Genomic DNA, 21,046 nt, shown 5'->3' with positions numbered 1-21,046 from the left:
GAGCTTATTCCTATCTGTGATCTAAAATGCCCTTATGAAGATGCTTTGTTGAATGAAGAGATTGTTACTAATATATTGGTTTGTAATGATAGTTTAACCTTCTCTCTGTTGAATGAGAAATCTAAGTATCATAAATTTTCTTATTTTAAATCTATTAAAATTACTTCTTTTCATGTCATATGAGGTTGGTATGCTCATGTTTAAAAAAGGCGAAAGCATGTCTCTTACCAATCATCCCAAGTGGCGTAAGAGCTATCGTAATATTGGGGGCGGTAAAATATAGGATGGGGCGGTTTGTCTTTTTTATGAAGCGTAAAGAGGGTGGTATAAATAGATCTCTATAACAAGTCGGGAGATCTTATAGTTGGCTGGGTGCTCTATTTACAAGAGCTTATATATTGAGATGGCATGTACAGATCCCGTGCTGTGAGATATGTTTGGGATGTGAGAGATGTCTTGGGTGAATGTGCAATACAGTGATACGTGTATTGGGGTATTCTGTGTTATATGAGGGTAGCTCTGTCGAGCTTTTATAGAGGCAACCTCGTGTGGAAGGCTATGGAAAGAACGGTATGAAGCGGTCAGAAGATGGCAAGGTTTTTAAAAAAGTCAGAAGGATAAAGATTAGAATGCGGTTCTGATATAGACTTGGAGCGTTTTAATATATTGGAATATGAGAATGCGGATTTGATTGATCTGTTGTATTGCGCTTTCAGCATTGTTCTTTTTAACAGGATAAGCAATGAAATGGATATCAGGCATTAAATACTTAAGTTCTCGCATCGAGCGCCACATATGGTAATCATGGGTGACGATATAAAGGGTTTTATAGTGGTGTTTTTTGATCCAAGAAGCACTTTCTTTAGCGTTCCCTTGGGTGTTAATCGCTTGATGCCCAATGTCAATACAACAGGAGACAAGCTGTGGGGTAATATGCCTGTTATGCATGAAACCTTTCAGATTGGTTGTGGCGTTTACGCCACTGATAAGGAGTCGTGAACCAAGCCCCTTTTGTAAGAGATGGATTCCTGTCTCTATTCGGTTTTCTCCGCCTGTAAGCACAATGATGGCATCAGCTTTGGGGAGAGGCTTTGGGGGAGAAAGTCGTTCAGTTTTTTCAGAAAAAACAATAAAACCGCCCCAGAAAATGAAAACAATGATTGCAAGAGTAAGTGTTGTCGGTGGAAAATAGCGAAATAAAAAGCACACAGACCAACGATAGTGGGGTCGTTTTGGAAGAGGACGTTCTAAATTGTTTTGCCTCAACGAGTTGGAATGGTAGGAGTGGTAAGTCATAAAATTAAAATAAACCGTTTTCACATTGATCGATTTTTTTCAGTTGCGCTAAAATAGTCATGCGGTTTGTAAGGGTAGTAAGAAAAGAAACGAAAATAATAAGAAAAATGATTTTTCCGTAAGGAATGGAACTTATGGAAATATGTCCAAACAAAGCTGTTACTTGGCTAGCTTCCACTCTTCCCAAGTTATAATTCGTCCAGAGACAAAAAGCTAAAAACAGAAATATGCTTGTGAGACCACCATATAAAGCACCACGCAGCGCAGTTTTAAAAAAATGCCAGTCAAATTGGCGGGCAATGAAAAGAGTTTCAGTACCAAGGAAATATAAGACATTGATAATATGCGCATTTTCTGCCAATGCATTGCGGGTGGTAAAAATGATGGTAAGAATAAGAGAGCCTAGAACCAATGCTAAAATTGAAAAACCGATGAAAACAGTGGTGTGTGCCATGGTTGCAAAACGATGGACCCAAACACGGTGATCATCAAATTGACCTCCTGGAATTTGGGTTTTAATGGCGTGATTAATGGCTGCAAAATTGATTTTTTCATCCTCTTTCAGGGTCACAATGATAAGACGGGGAAGGGGCAGTTCATTGACATTAAAGCCTGTTCCAAGCCATGGTTCCAGTAATTTTTCTGTAGCTTTTTGGTCAACAATTTTTGCATCTTGTACACCAGAAAATGTTTTAACCAATTGTACGGCATCACGGAGTGCTTTATTGATATCAACATTGTCCATGGGGCGTATTTGTATTGTTGCTTCATAGCTAATCTGATTACTCCAATTTTGGGCGGCACGTTGGACTAAATCAACACCGATTAAGGTGAGGCTTGAAAGAAATGTCATAATAGCAATCACGGCAACCAGTGCTTTTCCAGAAATATTACCACTGGGAATAATCGCTGTTGTATTTTTTTTGTTGCTTGTAAAAATGGGGAAAGACTTATTCATGAATCGTCATCCGTCCGTTATGGAGAAGCATACGCCGTGCTGCAACTTGTTCCATTAAGGCAATATCATGGGTAGCAATGATAACAGCTGTTCCAAAACGATTTAATTCAATAAACAAACGGAGTAGGCGTTTTGCCAAGGGCGGATCGACATTTCCGGTAGGTTCATCGGCAAGTAGAATTTCAGGTTGATCAATGAGCGCGCGTGCAATGGCTACCCTTTGTTTTTCTCCGCCGGAAAGAACTGGTGGTAAAACATGAATATGATCTCCAAGACCTACCCAACAGAGAAGATCTTCCACTTCACTGCGATAGGTTGCCTCTTCTTGTCCTTTAATGCGTAAAGGTAAGGAGACATTTTCATAAGTGGTCATGTGGTCGAGTAAACGAAAATCTTGAAAAACAACACCGATACGTTGTCGCAGCGCAGGGAGCTCCTGTCGTTTGAGTAATGCTGTGTCTGTTCCAAAGAGATCAATATGACCGCGGGTGGGTTTGATTGCCAAAAACATAAGACGCATCAACGACGTTTTCCCTGCTCCAGAGGCGCCAGTGAGAAATTGAAATGATCCAGGAGGAATATGAAAGCTAATATCACGAAGGACCTCAGGTCCCATTCCATAGCGTAGACCGACATTTTCAAAATGAATCACTTTTTATTATTACTCCTGATTTTATATTGCATCATTTATTCTAAGAACTCTTACTTTCATTACTTTAGATTTTTGTTGTAAGCTTGGTTATTTTAGATTTCATGGTTTTCAATATTTTTTACACACCCTCGTTATAGATAAATATTTTTGCTCAAAAATATTATCACTTATACTTTCTCTTTTTAGCTTTATTTATGATTTTAGCAGGAATTTCAAAGTGATTCTAGCATAAACATCAGAACTATTTTCCCTTCTTTCTCAGAGGCTTTTTTGCATTGAGTGGGTACTGGGCGATTTTAAAAAGCTATGTTGCTCTTTTTATCTCACTTTCTTATTCTTATCTGTATTCATATTCCAATCTTGACATCTTCCAATCGTGAAGTTTTTTCTTCAATTGTTTCTTATTTGTTATGAAGAAAAGCGTTTGTTGTTAGAGTTGTTGAGCTTCCCATGAATTGTTTTGTTTTTTTATTCTCATGGGTGGTTTTCGTAACAATGCTAGGATAATTTTAGCAGAAAAACAAAAACCACCGTATGTTATATTTCTTCGTGGGTTCTTTAATTTTGTCGGTTAGCAATCAGATCTTCAACAACTTGTGGTTCGGCAAGAGTTGAGATATCTCCGAGAGTATCAAAATCGTTTTCGGCGATTTTTCGTAAAATACGTCTCATAATTTTTCCTGATCGCGTTTTGGGAAGCTGTGGGGCAAATTGAATTTTATCCAATATGGCAATGGAGCCTATTTCTTGTCTTACATGTTTAATAAGCTCTTTTTGCAACTCTTCATTTGGAGCTGTCCCTTCCATTAAGGTGATAAAACTATAAATTCCTTGTCCTTTAATGGGATGCGGGTAACCCACAATGGCTGCTTCTGATACAGCGGGATGAGAAACAAGGGCTGATTCAATTTCAGCAGTTCCTAACCTGTGCCCCGAGACATTGAGAATGTCATCAACCCGCCCTGTAATCCAGTAATAGCCGTCACTATCACGCCTACAACCATCGCCTGTAAAATATCTTCCTTTATAGGAGGAAAAATAAGTTTGAATAAAGCGCTCATGATCTTTATAAAGCGTGCGCATTTGTCCTGGCCATGAATCACTGATACAAAGATTGCCTTCTGCTTCACCTTCTAAAATATTGCCTTGAGCATCAACAATTTGGGGTTGAACACCAAAAAAAGGACGTGTGGCTGATCCTGCTTTGAGGGGGGTTGCACCAGGCAAGGGCGTGATCATATGCCCTCCTGTTTCCGTTTGCCACCATGTATCGAGAATCGGACAACGGTCATTTCCAACTGTATGATAAAACCATTCCCATGCTTCTGGGTTAATCGGTTCTCCTACCGTGCCTAAAAGACGCAACGATGTCCTGTTTGAGTGTTCAACAAACGAATTTCCTGCTCCCATTAAGGTGCGGATAGCTGTTGGTGCGGTATAGAGTGTATTGACTTGATGCTTGTCGACAATTTCCCAAAATCTTCCTTTATCAGGAAAGGTTGGTGTGCCTTCAAACATTAAAGTGGTTGCACCATTGCATAAAGGTCCATAAACCAAGTAAGAATGACCGGTAATCCAACCAATATCAGCTGTACACCAGTAAATTTCATCAGGGTGATAATCAAAAACGTATTGATGTGTCATTGCGGCATAAACAAGATAGCCCGCTGTAGTATGCAAAACACCTTTGGGTTTGCCGGTGGAGCCTGAAGTATAAAGAATAAAAAGCGGATCTTCAGCGTTCATTGGTTCTGGTGGGCAGTCTGTTTTGGCATGAGCTATCTCTTCGTGGTACCAAAAATCACGTCCCTCTATCCATTGAATGGGTCCACAAGTCCGCCGTATAACCATGACTTGGTCCACATGCACGTTTTGGCGCGCTGCTATCTCAATAGCATGATCAACATTGTCTTTTAAGTTGATCCGTTTGCTGCCACGCAAGCCTTGATCAGCGGTAATGATGAAGGTTGATTCGCAGTCAACAAGGCGTCCTGCTATTGCCTCAGCAGAAAAGCCAGCAAAGATAACCGAATGAACGGCACCAATGCGGGCACACGCGAGCATAGCATAGGCTGCTTCGGGAATCATGGGGAGATAAATGGTTACTTTATCGTCTTTTTTAATACCACGACTTTTCAAAAGATTAGCAAAACGACAAACATGTTCATAAAGCTCGTTATAGGTTATTTTTTTATCATGATAAGGATTATCTCCTTCCCAAATAAGCGCGATTTTGTCTCCATGGGTTTTCAGGTGGCGATCAATGCAGTTATAGGCAACATTTGTTATTCCATCTTCGTACCATTTTATTGATACATCTCCATTAAAGGAAGTGTTTTTTACTTTTGTATAAGGTTTAAACCATTCAATGCATTGTCCATGTTTTGCCCAGAAGCTTTCTGGATCATTGACGCTTTCTCGATACCATTGTTGATAGGTCTCCTCATTGATAAGCGCATTTTTTTTGATTTCTTCTGATATTGGATAAATTTTTTCAGTCATGTGTCCCTCTTTTAATTTATTGTTTGGAAAAATTTGCCTCTATACTTTCGTATGTTTATATTTTTGGCAGAGTTTTCCAAAAGCTTTTCATTGTGAGGTTAGACTAAATGACAAAGATTAGAATAGTCAATTTTTAAAATCATCTGTGTTTGTCTTTACGTTTATATTTTAAGAGAGCTTTTTTATGCTGTTTTAGGGGGTAACGTGTGACAAAGTATATCGTCATAAAGAGCTGTAAATTGTATAGAAATACAAAAAGATCGTATTGTTGTAGAGAGAGCTCTTTATGTGCCGATAAGAAATTAAATTTTAAAAACAAATTCATATAAAAGTTAAAAGGAGATGGGGATTCGTAGATTATCGGCATTATTTGTAAAGTCATTTTCGAAGGGCGAATATTACCACACTACAGATTTATTACTTCCATAAATGTAAAATACTGACACTTAGTGTTTTGCGTTATGCCATTCACTGATTATACTAGGAAATGGTATTGGGAGCAAGGACAAATGTTCCTTCAAGATCCACTTAAGGCTAGGAACGCATTGAAAATCTAAAATTAATTCTTGCTTGTTTTTTAGGGAAAGGAAAAAATCAAGTTAACTATCCGATTGTGCACGCCCTAAAAATATCATCCTTTAAAGCAGTGTTATAAACATGCTGGGTAATTTATCGATTTGACTGTTTTTTAATTAATATAAACACAAATATATAAATAAGTTATTAGAAATAAAGAACATAATAACTGACTATAATGCCGTTATAATATTTTCTAAATGTAACAAAATTTTTTCTAAAAAAATAAATATAGTAATAGATATAATTAATACGGCGAATAATTTCGCAATCATCTATTGTATTTGTATAAAATACAATATAAAAAATTATTATGTATAAATAATAATTTTAGTGTAATGCTTTTAATATTATATCTTTTAAATTATCAACGTTATATTTACAAAATACACCAAACAGAAATGAAACCAAAAAAATAAATAAGAAGAAGAGTATCACTAATAGTCATAAGATCCATAAGATCCATTATAAGTACCTTCATAAAAGTTGCGATTGTAACATACAGCGTTGAATGCTATCTTAAATATACATATTTGTAAATATGTATCTATATAATATTAATATTTAAAAATATACATTATAAAATATTACTTATAATTTGATATAAACCAATATAGTTAAATAAAATACTAATAAGAAAGAATATACAGCTTATTAATAATGATTTTTTAGAGAATCTTTCCAACTATAAGAAATAAAATTATAATAAAAAAGATATATTAAACCAAAAAAATGTTGCTATAAGCAAAATCTGTCATTAGAAATTATAATTTCTCATTAATAGCGCCATCGCTACTTTATTCAGTGTACTTGGAACTCATCCGATAAAGATTAATATAAACCAAAATATCTACGCAAAAAATTAGAAATAAAGAACATAATAAATGACGATAATGCCATTATAATAGACAATCTCCAACCTACGCCATTGAATATTTTAAAAGAAATGGCAATTATAGGAGTAATTATAATTAACATGCAAAACATTCTTACAATTTCATAATGAATATCCATTATAACAAAATCCTAGTTATAGTATGTGATATCAATAGATACCTCTGAAAATTATTTTTTCAGTATACTCGAAACTCATCCGATAAATATTAATATAAACCGAAGTATCTACACAAACTATCAAAAATAAAAAACACAATAACTGACAATAAGGCTATTTTTATAGATAGTTTCCAACTGTAGCCACCAATTTTTTTTAAACCAATAGCATATATAGGGATAAAGACAATGAGAATGCAAAACAGTCTTATGATTTCATAAAGAATATTCATTATAACAAAATCCTGATTATAAGAGGTGATCCGCAATAGATATCCCTGAAAAATATTTTATCCATAGATGTAGATACTTAACTTTGGTATATTCTTTCAAATATACTTACAAAACTATTAATTTCAGAGATATCTTTGTCGCTATTCTCTATAAATTAGAACCAACACTCACGACCTTTTTCTATAAAGCCCCAAGCAGCACCTCCTATGTATCCCAATGACAAAGCTCCCATTCCACCTGTAAATGCACCCACTGGTCCCCCAGTTATACCACCTTGAATTGCACCAACTACTCCTGCCGGAACTCCTACTTCGCTGCCACGTGCATTCATGTGAGACATAAAAGCACCAGGACTAAATGCATTTCCATGAGTAGGTCTTGAATTGTGCGAATGACCAAAAGAATGCTTTGTCGCCATATGACCGAATGTGTTGAATGAACCAAACATATTAATTCTTCTTAATTATCTACAGTAAAAGTAGCATCACAATGATACATTTCAAATGGCTATCACGTATTTTTAGAGAAATGTCAAAGATAAACTTTAAAAATAACAATAAAAATACTGTATAAATAATATATAAATTATGTATATATGAATTTTTTCTTAAAAAGATAATAATATTAATTATAAGTTTTTAAAATATAAGAAATGACACCATATTTTTTCTTAATTAAAGTTTAAATTTAGAAAAATTGCGTATATTAAAAGTTGAAGTTTTTCTCTTTGTTTAAGAAATCCACAAAGGAATAATGATAAAGAAATATCGTTATTGGGATCGGTTTCATTGCCATTGTTTTGCATGCATGTATTATGCGCATATGCACGGGATTCGTTCTTTTATTTTTCAGGCGGATATTGACTGTATTTACGCTTTGTAGAGCATAGAAAGTCTCTATGCTATCGTTGTGATCTTATAGGATTGCTATTCATGTTGTTTAGCGCGGCTCTTGGTGCTCTATTGAGCATTTGAGATGTTTATTTTGCTCAAGTGACTTACATGAAAGAGTTTTGTTACTGTATTATGCAGCCATAAGCCTCTTTTTGCCTGCTTTACGCCATTGGCATGTGGGGAAATTGTTTACGCGTGTTGGAGAAGTTAAGAGAATTCGTGGTTTTTAATGGAAATCATTGCGATAATCGTATTGAATATTCTTTTGCAATTGGTGATTTTGCGACAGTTTTTTCATTCATGCGCAACGCCCCTCTTATCATTTTGCCTTTATATAAGGATTTATTTTTTACGTTGCTTTTGCTGGAGAGGCGGTCAGAGGGGAGGTGAAGTAGAGCCAATGTGCGAGAATATGAGAGCCAAATTGCAATGCTATCTTGAAGCTATTGTATGTGTTGTGGATGTGCCGGTGAGAAATTTGAGAAGACCAGCTTTTTTGCTTATTTTGCTAACAGGATGAAAGAGGGACTGGAATCTTTTTTGCTAGAATTGCTTTTTTATTAATATTGAAGGAAATATTTTTTCTCATTTCTGCTGTTTTTGGCTTGTTCGTAGAATTTTCAATGGGAGTTTATATGAAGGGGGAATGAATTTATATGAGAGGAAATTGCTTTACACAGGGCGTTTTCCAAATAAAGTAGAGCCAATGCGAAGGACGTTAGAGCCAAACTGTAGAGCGGTTTTGAAGTCACTGGACATACCCATGGAAAGCTTTGGAAGACCTGCTTGTTTTGCTAATTTTGCTAACAGTGCGAAATAGGGGCCGGGGTTTTCATTGACGGGGGGGATGCCCATAAGACCGATGATATCAAGTCCATAGTTGTTTTTGCATTGGTTGACAAAAGATGTCGCTTCTTGTGGTGCAACACCACTTTTTTGAGGTTCTAAGCCAATATTGACCTGAACATAGCAAGGAAGATGCCTTTTTTGTTTTTGCATTTCTTCGGATAAAATTTTGGCTATTTTTTCACGGTCAACCGTTTGAATGACATCAAAAATTTTGATAGCTTCGGCGGCTTTATTTGATTGTAAGGGACCGATGAGATGAAGTTTAATATTTTCAAATTGTTGACGTAAAGCAGGCCATTTTTGTGCTGCTTCTTGTACGCGGTTTTCTGCAAACAAAGATTGGCCTGCTTGTAAAAGGGGACGTATATCAGTGGCAGGAACAGTTTTTGAAACAGCGATAAGTTCAATTTCTTCTACAGGGCGTTGTAACTCTTGGCATGTTTCAGCAATGTCTTTTTGAAGGTTTTGCCATGCTTCAATGGAAGGGGCATCGAGGGGCGTTTGTGTATTCATATTTTTGTGTTTTACCTTTTTTGTTCAAGAGTTGGTCGTTTTTTTAAAAGTTTTATAAAATACTTAGGGAAATATTTCACGAAAATGTTGACGATGAGGTTAATCCATGGTCAAGCATAATAAAACAAGTTTTTGGTTCTGTTTTATTAAAAGAGTATAATGGGAATGACGATTGAACATTATAATATAGGCGAACGCTATAATCCACGTGCGAGAGAAAAAAAATGGCAAGAAATTTGGGATGAAAAGAAAATTTTTCAGACTGTTCAAGAAGATGCTCGTGAAAAATATTATGTTTTAGAAATGTTTCCTTATCCGTCAGGCCGCATTCACATGGGGCATGTGCGCAATTATGCCATGGGGGATGTGGTGGCACGCTATAAAAGGGCAAAGGGTTTTAATGTGCTTCATCCTATGGGCTGGGATGCTTTTGGTATGCCGGCTGAAAATGCTGCTCTGCAAAGTAAAGTGCATCCTAAAACTTGGACCTATCAGAATATTGCTGTGATGCGCGGGCAATTAAAGCAATTAGGGCTCTCACTAGATTGGACGCGTGAATTTGCGACTTGTGATGTGGAATATTACCATCGTCAACAAATGTTGTTCCTTGATTTTTATCAAAAGGGGTTGGTTGCACGTAAAGTGGCTAAGGTGAATTGGGATCCTGTTGACCACACCGTTTTGGCAAATGAGCAGGTTGTTGATGGGCGGGGATGGCGTTCTGGTGCGTTGGTGGAACAGCGTGAATTGACACAGTGGTTTTTCAAAATTAGCGACTTTAGTGAAGAGCTCTTGGCTGGGCTTGAAGAGCTGGAGCAGTGGCCTGAAAAAGTTCGCACTATGCAAAAAAATTGGATTGGAAAATCGCAAGGTTTACTGATTCGTTGGGCTTTAAAGGCAACAAGTGGTGTTGATGATGCAAGTGGTGTTGATGATGTTTGTGAGATGTTTAATGAGGTTGTTTGTTATTCAACACGTCCTGATACACTTTTTGGCGCCTCTTTTTTAGCTCTGTCTGTTGACCATCCCATTGCACAAGCTTTGGCAAAGAAAGATAAAGCGTTGAGTGCTTTTATCGAAAACTGTCGGTGTGGTGGAACGACAACGGCAGCACTTGAAACAGCTGAAAAACAAGGATTTCTTACGCCCCTTTTGGCAGTTCATCCTTTTGATTCAACAGTACATATTCCTGTTTATATCGCGAATTTTGTGCTTATGGATTATGGAACAGGGGTTGTTTTTGGTTGTCCGGCTCATGATCAGAGAGATTTCGATTTTGCGCGTAAATATGATCTTCCAATAAAACCAGTGGTTTTGCCAAAAGGAGAGCAAGCAGAAGATCTTGTCATTGCTGAAACAGCTTATACGGGTGATGGTGTGATGATCAATTCCAGCTTTTTGGATGGTTTGACACCTAAACAAGCTTTTGAAGAAGCAGCCAAAAGGCTTGAGAAACAAATGCTCAATGGGCAACCGCAAGGGAAAAAAACAGTGCAATTTCGTCTGCGTGATTGGGGGATTTCGCGGCAGCGTTATTGGGGGTGCCCCATTCCGATGATCCATTGTACATCTTGTGGAGTGATTCCTGTGCCACGCACCGATTTACCGGTTGTGTTGCCTGATGATGTTACTTTTGATCAACCTGGAAATCCTCTTGCACGGCATGGAACCTGGCAGAATGTTACTTGTCCTTCCTGTGGTCAACCTGCCAAACGTGAAACCGATACCATGGATACATTTGTTGACTCTTCTTGGTATTATGCACGCTTTACGGCCCCTTTTGCGCAGGAACCTGTCGACAAACAAGCAATCTCTGAATGGTTGCCTGTGCAACAATATATTGGTGGAATTGAGCATGCCATTTTGCATCTTCTTTATGCACGCTTTTTTATGCGTGCCATGAAATTGATCGGTCATGTGACTGTTGATGAGCCTTTTAAGGGGCTTTTTACCCAAGGTATGGTGGTTCATGAAACCTATCGGGATGATCAAGGGTGGGTTTCTCCAGCAGAAATTTCCATTGTTGAAAAGGATGGAAAACGACAGGCTTATAAATTGACTGATCAAAGTGAAGTGATGATTGGTTCGATTGAAAAAATGTCGAAATCCAAAAAGAATGTCGTTGATCCTGATGATATTATCGCATCCTATGGCGCTGATACTGTGCGTTGGTTTGTGTTGTCAGATTCTCCCCCTGATCGGGATGTCATCTGGACAGAATCTGGTGTTGAAGGAGCTCATCGCTTTGTACAGCGTGTCTGGCGTTGTGTGGCTTTGAGCGCTTCTGTTTTAAAGGATGTGGCGCCTTGTGCAGGGCATCAGGGGGCGGCTTTGGAACTCTCAAAGGCTGCACATCGTACGCTTTGCGCTGTAGAAGATGATTTGGAAAAATTTGCTTTTAATCGGGCTATTGCACGCCTTTATGAATTCTTGAATATTATGGCACCGTTGCTCAACAAAATAGCAAGTGTTGACGATGAAATGAAAGCTTCTTTACGTCAAGCCATGGATTTTTTTCTTGCCATGATTGCACCGATGATGCCTCATTTAGCAGAAGAATGTCATGCTGCTTTAGGGGGAAAAACTTTAATGTCTGCGCTTGCTTGGCCTGTTTATGACAGTGCGTTAACCGTTGCGGAATGCTATACTTTGCCAGTACAAATTAATGGTAAAAAACGCGGTGAGGTGAGCGTTGCAGCAACAGCAAATGAAACGATGATTAAAGAAGCGGTTTTGGCTTTAGATTTTGTAAAGGCACAGCTGGTTGAAAAGTCTGTGAAAAAAATCATTATTGTTCCACAAAGGATTGTAAATGTCGTTTTTTAAAAGTTTGATTCTTGTCGTTTTAGCTGGTGTATTCACACTGTTGTGTGGATGCAAAGTTGAACCGCTTTATCGTCAAGAGTTGCAGAGTGCAATGACAATGAATTCTGCTTCCTATAGGAATCCTGTTTCTGGGCAAGCTTCTTTGGGGCTTGCGCAAAAGCTTGCCTCTATTGTTGTGGAAGAGCCTTCGGATCGTTTTGGTCAAATGGTGCGCAATCATCTGCTGTTTCTTTTGTATGGAAATGGTGGTAAACCTTCTCTACCTGCTTATCGATTGGCATTGCAGATATCCGTATCTACAAGAGAATCTATGCAGATAGAGGTTGATTTCGAGAAAAAACGAAAAGGACGACCTTCTGTTGGAACTGTTATGAGCAGAGCTTCTTACACTTTGCAGGATATGAAAAATACTCTTGTTGCAAAAGGAACAGCAATGATGAATGCATCTTTTGACCGACTTCGTCAAGAATATGCAACGATGCAAGCAGAAGAAGATGCAAAAAAACGTGTTGCTGAAGAGTTGGCTGAACAGATTTTTTTGTTACTTTCAAAAGATCTTTCCAATAAAAATTCTAGATATTAAGCAATATTTTGTCCTGTTTTTTTCCAGTCGTTGAGAAATATTTGCAACCCTTTATCAGTGAGAGGGTGTTTGACCAGTGCTTTTAAAATTTCTGGTGGAACTGTTGCAACGTCAGCACCACTGAGTGCTGCTTCTTTGACATGATTAACGGTGCGGATTGAAGCGGCCAGGATTTGTGTTTCAAAGTTATAGTTATCATAAATTGTGCGAATTTCATGAAGCAGTTCACTTCCATCATTTCCGCAATCATCAAGTCTACCAATAAAAGGCGAAACAAATGTCGCGCCTGCTTTGGCTGCAAGTAAGGCTTGATTGGCAGAAAAGCAAAGTGTGAGATTTGTTTTTAGTCCTTCTTTTGTGAGGGCTTTACAGGCTTTTAATCCATCGAGTGTTAAAGGAAGCTTGATACAAATATTGTCGGCAATCTTTGCTAAAACAGCCGCTTCTTTCATGATGTTTTCAAATTCCGTTGCTGCAACTTCAGCAGAAACAGGCCCGCTAATGAGAGCACAAATTTCTTTTGTAACATCAAGAATATTGCGTCCTGATTTTAGGATAAGAGAGGGATTGGTGGTGACACCATCAACAAGGCTTAAATTCTGTAACTCTTGGATTTCTTCGATATTGGCGCTATCCACAAAAAATTTCATATCTAACCTCTTCTTTTTAGCTTTTATCCTATTTTTTGTTATGCGCTATTGTTGACTGCAAAAGCAAGAGAAAGAATTAATCTCTGTGTAAAGAACAAGAATGCTATGATGTTAACCATGTACTCGTTTTTAGTAAAGAAATATTACTTATTGTTTCCATACCTATTTTATATCGTTGCTCGTGATAAGGCATAGAGTTCATTGCGTACCAACATTTTTGCGTATTGGAATCTTTGCGTAGCGGTATTTTTATACTTATGAAAATAAGCTAGCATTATCACACACTTTGCTCATTTCCTATTTGCGATTGCTCTTGATATTTGAGAGTGCATCATAAGATACCTCCCTTTTTCAGGGGGTAGGTTTAACCTCATTTTTAATAGAAGCGAATGGATTTATTTTATCGTAAAACACCATTGAAGAAGGCATGTAAAATTTTACACATGAAGTGTTTTTTATGGTCAATACATTGATTTATTCTGTGTTACCCATTCTTCAACAGTACGCTTTTGTGCTGCTTGTATTGTTGCTTGATTCTCAATCAAGCTGAAAGATGTACGCACGTGTTTCCACGTTTTGGCACAAAGCCAAGGTGAATATTGTAACGGTTCCATTTGCAATATTATTCTCCCTGTAATTAAAATCATGGGAGACTCTCTCATCAATAAGGATTTACAAATGTTCCTCGATGGGTTTGAAATGAGAAAAATTCATCGTATTGAGGGTTTTTATTACAATAGGTAAAATGATGATTATATCTTTATAAATCAGTTTGTTGAAGATAAATTGAGATATGAGACGGTAAAAAATAAACGTGTGTGTTGGGAAGAAGTTACACTATGGGATAGCTTTGTTGAAGAGCGCACTTACAATATCATGTTGAATGCTTATAGTGATGAGCTTTATTTGCACAGAAGAATGGCGCTGGTTTTTTTTGCTATAGAGTTTTTTATTATAGACGATGAGATTGGTTCTTTTATTGGCACTTTGGTGATGAAATGAGTGTTAAAAAGAATTTTTGTGAGAAAAGTGTTGTGATAGGGGGAGAGATTGAATCCCGCAATGAATTTTATAAGAGTGTTTAAAGATAAGGTGTAGACCTGTTGGTGCTCAAGAGGTCGTAGATTGGTTTAAAAGATGCATTCAAATGTGATAGAGGAAGAGATTGTATCCGTATTGGTTCCTCTTCCTGTTGCTCACGCTTATAGTTATAAAGTTCCATCTTCTATGGAGGTGAACGTTGGTTCCTTTGTTCGGGTTCCGGTGATGGGGCGTGAGCTTTGCGGTTTTGTTGTGGATGTCGGAGAGAAGACAGCAGATGGGCAAAGGTCTGGTTTGGTGGCGTGTGAAAAATTACGCTCTCTGCTTCATGTTTTTGATTGTCCCCCATTAAAGGCAGAAATGGTCACATTTTTGCGTTTTGTCAGTCGCTATACAATGGCGCCTTTCGGTCTTGTGGCGCGATTGGTTTTGTCTGTACCGGCTGCTTTAGAGCCGGAAGCACAGATGTTGGGTTTGCGATATTGTGGTGGAAATGTAGAACGTCTCACACCAGCGCGATTACGGGTTTTGGAATTGGTGCGTAATGAGAAGATATGGACACGTTCTGGTCTTGCGCATGCGGCTGGAACTTCGGTTTCTGTTGTTGAAGGTTTAAAAGCGTTAGGGGTTTTTGAAGATGTTATAGTTCCTGCTCCTGATCTTGTGGCAATGCCTGATCCTGACTTTTGTCCCCCTCAGTTGCAGGGAGCGCAAAATGAAGCAGCAACAATGTTGCGAGAAGGTGTTTTATCTTCTCAATTTCAAGTTTTTTTGCTTGATGGTGTTACGGGATCAGGAAAGACAGAGGTTTATTTTGAAGCGGTTGCTCAAGCCTTCAAAGGGGGCAAGCAGGTTTTAATTTTATTGCCGGAAATTGCTTTAACACAGCAGTTTTTAGATCGTTTTTATGCACGCTTTGGAGCTGCGGCAGCGGAATGGCATTCTGATTTGACGCCACGTCGTAGAGAACGTGTCTGGCGGCAAGTTGCAGAAGGGCGGGTGCGTGTCGTTGCGGGGGCTCGTTCAGCGCTTTTTCTTCCCTTTCATGAGCTTGGCTTGATTGTTGTCGATGAAGAACATGATAGCGCTTATAAACAAGAAGAGCGCATTTTTTACCATGCGCGTGATATGGCTGTTGCACGGGGTTCTTTTGAGCATTTTCCTGTTATTTTATCTTCAGCTACACCGTCGATTGAAAGCCAAGCCAATGTTTTAAAAGGGCGTTATCAAAAGGTGCATTTACCTTCCCGTTTTAAAGAAGTAGCACTTCCACAGTTGCGGGTAGTTGATATGCGCCAAGGAGGGGTGCAAAAGGGGCGCTTTATTTCCTTTGCTCTTGAAAGGGCTTTAAAACAAACGCTTGATAAGGGCGAACAAGCTCTTCTTTTTCTTAATCGTCGTGGTTATGCACCTTTAACTTTATGCCGAATTTGCGGACATCGTTTTCATTGTACTGATTGTTCAAGTTGGTTGGTCGAACATCGTGCGCAAGGGCAATTGAAATGTCATCATTGTGGATATCATGAACCACTTCCTCAAGCCTGTCCTGAATGCGGGACATTAGATCATCTCGTGGCTTGTGGACCGGGTGTGGAAAGAATTGCAGAAGAAACACAAATGCTTTTTCCTCAAGCGCGATCATTGATTCTTTCAACAGATCTCAAAGGAGGGATTGGGCAATTGCGAAGCGAATTACAAGCCATTGCAAATGGCGATGTGGACATTATTATTGGAACACAGTTGGTCGCTAAAGGACATCATTTTCCCAAGCTCTCTTTGGTTGGCGTTATTGATGCTGATCTTGGTCTTGCCAATGGCGATTTACGCGCAAGTGAACGTACCTACCAGCTGCTTTCTCAAGTTACCGGAAGAGCAGGGCGTGTGGGATTGGAAAGTTTAGGATTATTGCAAACTTATCAACCAGATCATCCGGTCATCAAAGCCTTACTTTCATGCCAGCCAGAAGATTTTTACACACGTGAGATTGCAGCGCGTCAGCATTATCATTTGCCTCCCTATGGGCGGCTTGCCTCTTTGATTGTATCTGCACAACAGCGCCAAGCAGCAGAATATTATGCGCGCGCATTGCGCCAAGCAGCGCCACGGGAGAAAAATATCTCGGTTATGGGACCAGCAGAAGCGCCTTTAGCTCTGGTTCGGGGGCGTTATCGCTTTCGGCTTTTGCTGCAAGGACAGCGCTCTTTTGATATACAAGGGTTTATACGTGCAATGCTTAGCGGTATACCCAAAATGCCCAGTTCCGTTCGGGTTCAAATTGATATTGATCCGCAAAGTTTTTTCTAAAACCAGTCTCGCATAAAGTGAAGGTCCCTTTAGCTTAAGGTGCTTTACTTTAATACTATCTATTCAGAATAAGCATCCAAGCAGCAGAATATGATACATGTGCATTGCATTAAGCAGAGCCACGGGAAAAAATATCTTTGTTATGGAACCAGCAGAAGCGTCTCTTTTATTTGAGGGCGCTATCATTTTGGCTTTTACTCCTTTTTTGTTTTAGGGACAGTATCCTTTTGATAGGCGGATTTTTTTATAATGGCTGATTATAGGGGCTGAAAATGCTTGTAAATACACCAAAAATATCCAAATTTATACGGGTTCAAATTGATATTGATCTATGCTTTTTCTAAAATCAGTGCAATATAGTGCCATATAAAGTGAAGCTATGTAGGCTTAATGAAGGTCGTGTTTTTGATGTTGTTTGACCTTAAAAACTTATGAAGCAGCATTCATAAGATGTATTAGTGCTATACGAGTCGTATCTGCTTTTGTATGCTAGATTAGGGCGAGAGTATTGCATATATCTATTTTATTTATCTTTGACGAGAACATAGACTCATTTGGGAGCGTAAAGGTTAAAATGAGCATTTATCGTTGTCGTCCTTATTTATGGCTCTAGAATTTTCAAAAGCGCCCATAATTATAATTTTATAAATAATAACATATTGATTTATAGTGATAATATGCCGTTATTCGCTTTAGAATTTCAACTATTGTAGGATTCTCTTATTTCAAATCTGTTTATATTGATCAATCAAAACCATTCGTTTGCATGTTACAGATGGGGGAGCTTGTGTCGGGTGAAACTATATAAGAAAGGACTGAAATACCTCATCATTTCAAGTGTTAAGGGCTGTCGTAAAATTGGGAGATGGCAAAGTATGTGATGGTGCCGGCTTGTTCTTTCATAAGTGTAAAGATGAGGCTGCTCAATGGAGTTATCATTATAGCATTTATGGACGCTGTCGTGAAATGGAGATTATCCATTGCTTCACGCTTTTGTTACTTTCGTTCTCTAATGGGGGCACATTCTTCATGTAAAGCTTCATGTAAAGCAGAACGCCCAAAACGGAATATTACAGAACATCTATTGTATTACTGTATTCATATGCTTGTTTAAGCAAATGTTTCTCAGCATGCTCGGATTCATTTTACGATGTTTTTCGAGTGTAGAATGTAAAAGCTTTCATGAATGAAAAAAACGCATTAAGGCTCCCTATCTTTATTTCATAAAGGTATAAAATGGCGCCATTTATTATTTAGCTTTTAGGATTACGAAAGCTCTTGGTACTTGAGAGCGTTTATACGAGGTGTTTTTTCTTTAATTATTTCCTCTTTTGTTTGTGATGGAGCAAGGGAGTGATTTTGATAGAAAGATTTGAAATAAGAGAATCTTTCGATGTTTGGGGCTCATCTGGTATGAAAAATGATACATTATCATTATAAATCAATGCATTGTATGCTTAAAGAGTGTGTTTACAAGAAAATATACTTGGTGAATTTTTTTAAAAGGTGTGGGTATTTGAAGAAAAAAGATCAATTTTTTCTTTAGTTTTTAGGAGGATATTCATTATTTTTTCTTTCTTATCAGTTTAAAAGAATAGACTTTTTTAGTCGCAGTCGCATCTTGTTGAAGGTCTTGAGGTGATAAAGGGAGTGATTTTTAGAGAAGAAGTGTTTTGTTATAGTGGCAAGAGCATTTGAAGCAAAATCAAAGAGAGTGAAAAATCGCTCAGAGAATGTCAAAAAGAGGCATAAAAAAACTGTGACGCCATCCTGGATATCTAAAAAAAATTCTTTTCAAAAATATTTTGAATATTTTATTAAAATTTTTAAAAAGCAGCGATTTGTGGTGTTGCGAGTCGGCTATGTCTATGCTAGAAACCAAGAGGTTTTTGTTCTAGGTTTTAAGAAGAAGATTCTTAAGATTGAGAATGTCTGTTTCATTTCATCTGATAACTATCAGAGAGTCGCTCAAGGGAAAGAGGCGGTATTTCGTGTCGGATTCATTTTCTCTCATACCGCTGCCGTTGGTAGATCAACGCTATGCGCAAGCGCTTTTTGATTGCGTTCAAGAAGCTGGAAACGTTGAAAAGGTTGAAAAGGCAGTGGAAGATCTTTTGCTTGTTTTGGAGCAAAATAAAGATTTAAAACGCTTTGTGCTTAGTCCATTCTTTTCAGTTAAAGAGCAAATTAAGGTGATGCAATCTGTTTGTGCAAACATCCAATTTGCTGATAAAAACGCAGGTCAGATTATTGGTAATTTTTTACGCGTTATTGCAACAAACCGTAGGCTTAGTGCCGTATTTGGTATTTTACATGCTTTTCAGCGTTGTGTTGCGCGCGCTCGTAGGCAGGTGACTGCGCAAATTATTTCTGCGCGCCCCTTAAGTTCTCAACAAAGACAAGAGTTGTGTGAGGCTTTGGAAGGTGTCGTTGGAGGAAAAGTTTTGCTACACAGCATTGTGGATCCAACAATTCTTGGTGGATTAATCGTTCGTGTGGGGTCGTCTCAAATTGATACGTCTCTTCTCACAAAATTGTCTTCGCTTAAGCTTTCATTGAAAAAAGAGGTCAGCTGATGGATATTAGACCATCTGAAATTTCAAAAATTCTAAAAGAGCAAATCAAAAACTTTGACCAAAAGGCTGAGGTTTCAGAAATTGGTTGGGTTCTCTCTGTAGGGGATGGTATCGCTCGCGTTTATGGTTTGGATAATGTCCAAGCAGGGGAAATGGTTGCTTTTCCAAACGGTGTGCGTGGTATGGCCCTCAATTTGGAAGTTGATAATGTTGGTGTGGTCATTTTTGGCTCAGATCGCGATATTCGTGAAGGTGATTGTGTAAAGCGGTTAGGCGCTATCGTCGATGTTCCTGTGGGGCCCGCTTTGCTGGGGCGTGTGGTTGATGCGTTGGGAAACCCTATAGATGGTAAGGGGCCCATTAAAGCAACGGAGCGTCGTCGTGTCGATGTTAAGGCTCCTGGAATTATTCCGCGTCAGTCAGTGCATGAACCGATGTCGACCGGATTGAAAGCGATTGACGCACTTATTCCTATTGGACGGGGGCAGCGTGAATTGGTGATTGGTGATCGCCAAACAGGAAAAACAGCAATTTTGCTCGATACATTTTTAAACCAAAAACCTTTTCATGAAAAAGGGGCTGGACGAGAGCAAGACAAAGTTTATTGTATTTATGTGGCTATCGGTCAAAAACGTTCGACGGTGGCACAATTCGTTAAAGTTTTAGAAGAACGTGGAGCGTTGGAATATTCTATTATTGTTGCAGCGACCGCTTCTGATCCAGCACCACTGCAATTTATTGCACCTCTTGCTGGATGTGCTATGGGTGAGTATTTCCGTGATAATGGGCAACATGCTTTGATCGGTTATGATGACTTGTCAAAACAGGCGGTGGCGTATCGTCAGATGTCTCTTTTGTTGCGTCGTCCTCCAGGTCGTGAAGCTTATCCGGGAGACGTTTTCTATCTTCATTCGCGTCTTTTAGAGCGGGCTGCGAAGTTGAATGCGGAAAATGGATCTGGGTCACTGACAGCTTTGCCGGTTATTGAAACGCAAGCAAATGATGTTTCTGCCTATATTCCTACAAATGTGATTTCGATTACTGATGGGCAAATTTTTCTAGAGACTAATTTATTTTATCAAGGAATTCGTCCTGCTGTAAATGTTGGTCTTTCCGTGTCGCGTGTTGGTTCTGCCGCACAAATTAAGGCGATGAAGCAAGTTGCTGGCTCGATTAAAGGTGAATTGGCGCAATATCGTGAAATGGCAGCTTTTGCGCAGTTTGGCTCTGATTTGGATGCGTCAACCCAGCGTCTGTTGAATCGGGGTGCGCGCTTGACAGAGTTGTTGAAGCAGCCACAATTTTCTCCACTCAAAACAGAAGAACAAGTGGTGGTTATTTTCGCGGGTGTGAATGGCTATCTTGATGCTTTGGCGGTTTCTGATGTTGCGCGGTTTGAGCAGGGACTTTTGGTGCTTTTGCGTAGTGATTATCAAGATCTCTTAAAGGCAATTGCTGAGCAAAAGCAAATAACAGACGAGCTGAAAGACAAGTTGATAACTGTTCTTAATACTTATGCGAAAAATTTCTCGTGATGAAT

Annotated in this window: 15 protein-coding genes; 7 read left to right on the top strand and 8 right to left on the bottom strand. The window is 38.6% G+C overall.

Features of this window, described 5'->3' with window-relative positions; translation table 11 throughout:
- Nucleotides 1-624: 624 nt before the first annotated feature.
- The 6 genes from ACFIKY_RS05640 to ACFIKY_RS05615 form a co-directional block, all read right to left on the bottom strand.
- Nucleotides 625-1,296 carry a YdcF family protein gene (locus tag ACFIKY_RS05640; protein ID WP_375661539.1) on the bottom strand — a complete coding sequence of 224 codons (672 nt, stop codon included), beginning with the start codon at nt 1,294-1,296 and terminating at the stop codon, nt 625-627.
- Nucleotides 1,297-1,300: 4 nt separating this feature from the next.
- The gene (locus ACFIKY_RS05635; RefSeq protein ID WP_375647345.1) at nt 1,301-2,254 is read right to left on the bottom strand and encodes a cell division protein FtsX; all 954 of its coding nucleotides are present in this window, start codon (nt 2,252-2,254) and stop codon (nt 1,301-1,303) included.
- Complete coding sequence (ftsE, locus tag ACFIKY_RS05630; RefSeq protein ID WP_015856996.1) at nt 2,247-2,906, bottom strand: cell division ATP-binding protein FtsE; 660 nt, start codon at nt 2,904-2,906, stop codon at nt 2,247-2,249. Before ftsE ends, ACFIKY_RS05635 begins: the two co-directional genes overlap by 8 nt.
- Before the next feature lie 558 nt (nt 2,907-3,464).
- Entirely contained in the window at nt 3,465-5,408 is a 1,944-nt protein-coding gene (gene acs, locus ACFIKY_RS05625) for an acetate--CoA ligase (protein WP_375661530.1), read from the bottom strand.
- 2,017 nt (nt 5,409-7,425) lie between these two features.
- Entirely contained in the window at nt 7,426-7,719 is a 294-nt protein-coding gene (locus tag ACFIKY_RS05620; RefSeq protein ID WP_375635490.1) for a hypothetical protein, read from the bottom strand.
- 1,117 nt (nt 7,720-8,836) lie between these two features.
- Nucleotides 8,837-9,526, bottom strand: a complete 690-nt coding sequence (locus tag ACFIKY_RS05615) for a YggS family pyridoxal phosphate-dependent enzyme (protein WP_375652692.1) — start codon at nt 9,524-9,526, stop codon at nt 8,837-8,839.
- 165 nt (nt 9,527-9,691) lie between these two features.
- Between ACFIKY_RS05615 and leuS the strand changes: the two genes are divergently transcribed.
- Together leuS and lptE are read left to right on the top strand one after the other, a co-directional pair.
- The gene (leuS, locus tag ACFIKY_RS05610; protein WP_375661529.1) at nt 9,692-12,352 is read left to right on the top strand and encodes a leucine--tRNA ligase; all 2,661 of its coding nucleotides are present in this window, start codon (nt 9,692-9,694) and stop codon (nt 12,350-12,352) included.
- Complete coding sequence (lptE, locus tag ACFIKY_RS05605; RefSeq protein ID WP_375635492.1) at nt 12,339-12,935, top strand: LPS assembly lipoprotein LptE; 597 nt, start codon at nt 12,339-12,341, stop codon at nt 12,933-12,935. Before leuS ends, lptE begins: the two co-directional genes overlap by 14 nt.
- Here the strand turns inward: lptE and fsa are convergent.
- Nucleotides 12,932-13,585, bottom strand: coding sequence for a fructose-6-phosphate aldolase (fsa, locus tag ACFIKY_RS05600; RefSeq protein WP_375661528.1), 654 nt, complete (start codon nt 13,583-13,585; stop codon nt 12,932-12,934). The genes lptE and fsa overlap by 4 nt on opposite strands.
- 461 nt (nt 13,586-14,046) lie before the next feature.
- Nucleotides 14,047-14,205 carry a hypothetical protein gene (locus tag ACFIKY_RS05595; RefSeq protein WP_375661527.1) on the bottom strand — a complete coding sequence of 53 codons (159 nt, stop codon included), beginning with the start codon at nt 14,203-14,205 and terminating at the stop codon, nt 14,047-14,049.
- 166 nt (nt 14,206-14,371) lie between these two features.
- Between ACFIKY_RS05595 and ACFIKY_RS05590 the strand changes: the two genes are divergently transcribed.
- The 5 genes from ACFIKY_RS05590 to atpA all read left to right on the top strand — a co-directional run bounded on the left by ACFIKY_RS05590 (nt 14,372) and on the right by atpA (nt 21,041).
- On the top strand, nt 14,372-14,587 hold the full coding sequence (locus ACFIKY_RS05590) for a hypothetical protein (RefSeq protein ID WP_375644438.1): 216 nt from the start codon (nt 14,372-14,374) through the stop codon (nt 14,585-14,587).
- A 135-nt stretch (nt 14,588-14,722) separates the two neighbouring features.
- Nucleotides 14,723-16,930: a primosomal protein N' gene (locus ACFIKY_RS05585; RefSeq protein ID WP_375661526.1), complete on the top strand. Its 2,208-nt coding sequence runs from the start codon at nt 14,723-14,725 to the stop codon at nt 16,928-16,930.
- 1,681 nt (nt 16,931-18,611) lie between these two features.
- Complete coding sequence (locus ACFIKY_RS05580) at nt 18,612-18,989, top strand: hypothetical protein (RefSeq protein ID WP_375661525.1); 378 nt, start codon at nt 18,612-18,614, stop codon at nt 18,987-18,989.
- Nucleotides 18,922-19,506 carry an ATP synthase F1 subunit delta gene (gene atpH / locus ACFIKY_RS05575; RefSeq protein WP_375635496.1) on the top strand — a complete coding sequence of 195 codons (585 nt, stop codon included), beginning with the start codon at nt 18,922-18,924 and terminating at the stop codon, nt 19,504-19,506. Before ACFIKY_RS05580 ends, atpH begins: the two co-directional genes overlap by 68 nt.
- Entirely contained in the window at nt 19,506-21,041 is a 1,536-nt protein-coding gene (gene atpA / locus ACFIKY_RS05570; protein ID WP_026500438.1) for a F0F1 ATP synthase subunit alpha, read from the top strand. Before atpH ends, atpA begins: the two co-directional genes overlap by 1 nt.
- The last annotated feature ends 5 nt before the right edge of the window (nt 21,042-21,046 follow it).

It is taken from the genome of Bartonella sp. CR127HXZ, assembly GCF_042194555.1.
GTDB lineage: Bacteria > Pseudomonadota > Alphaproteobacteria > Rhizobiales > Rhizobiaceae > Bartonella > Bartonella grahamii.
This window is presented reverse-complemented; position numbering and strand designations above follow the sequence as displayed.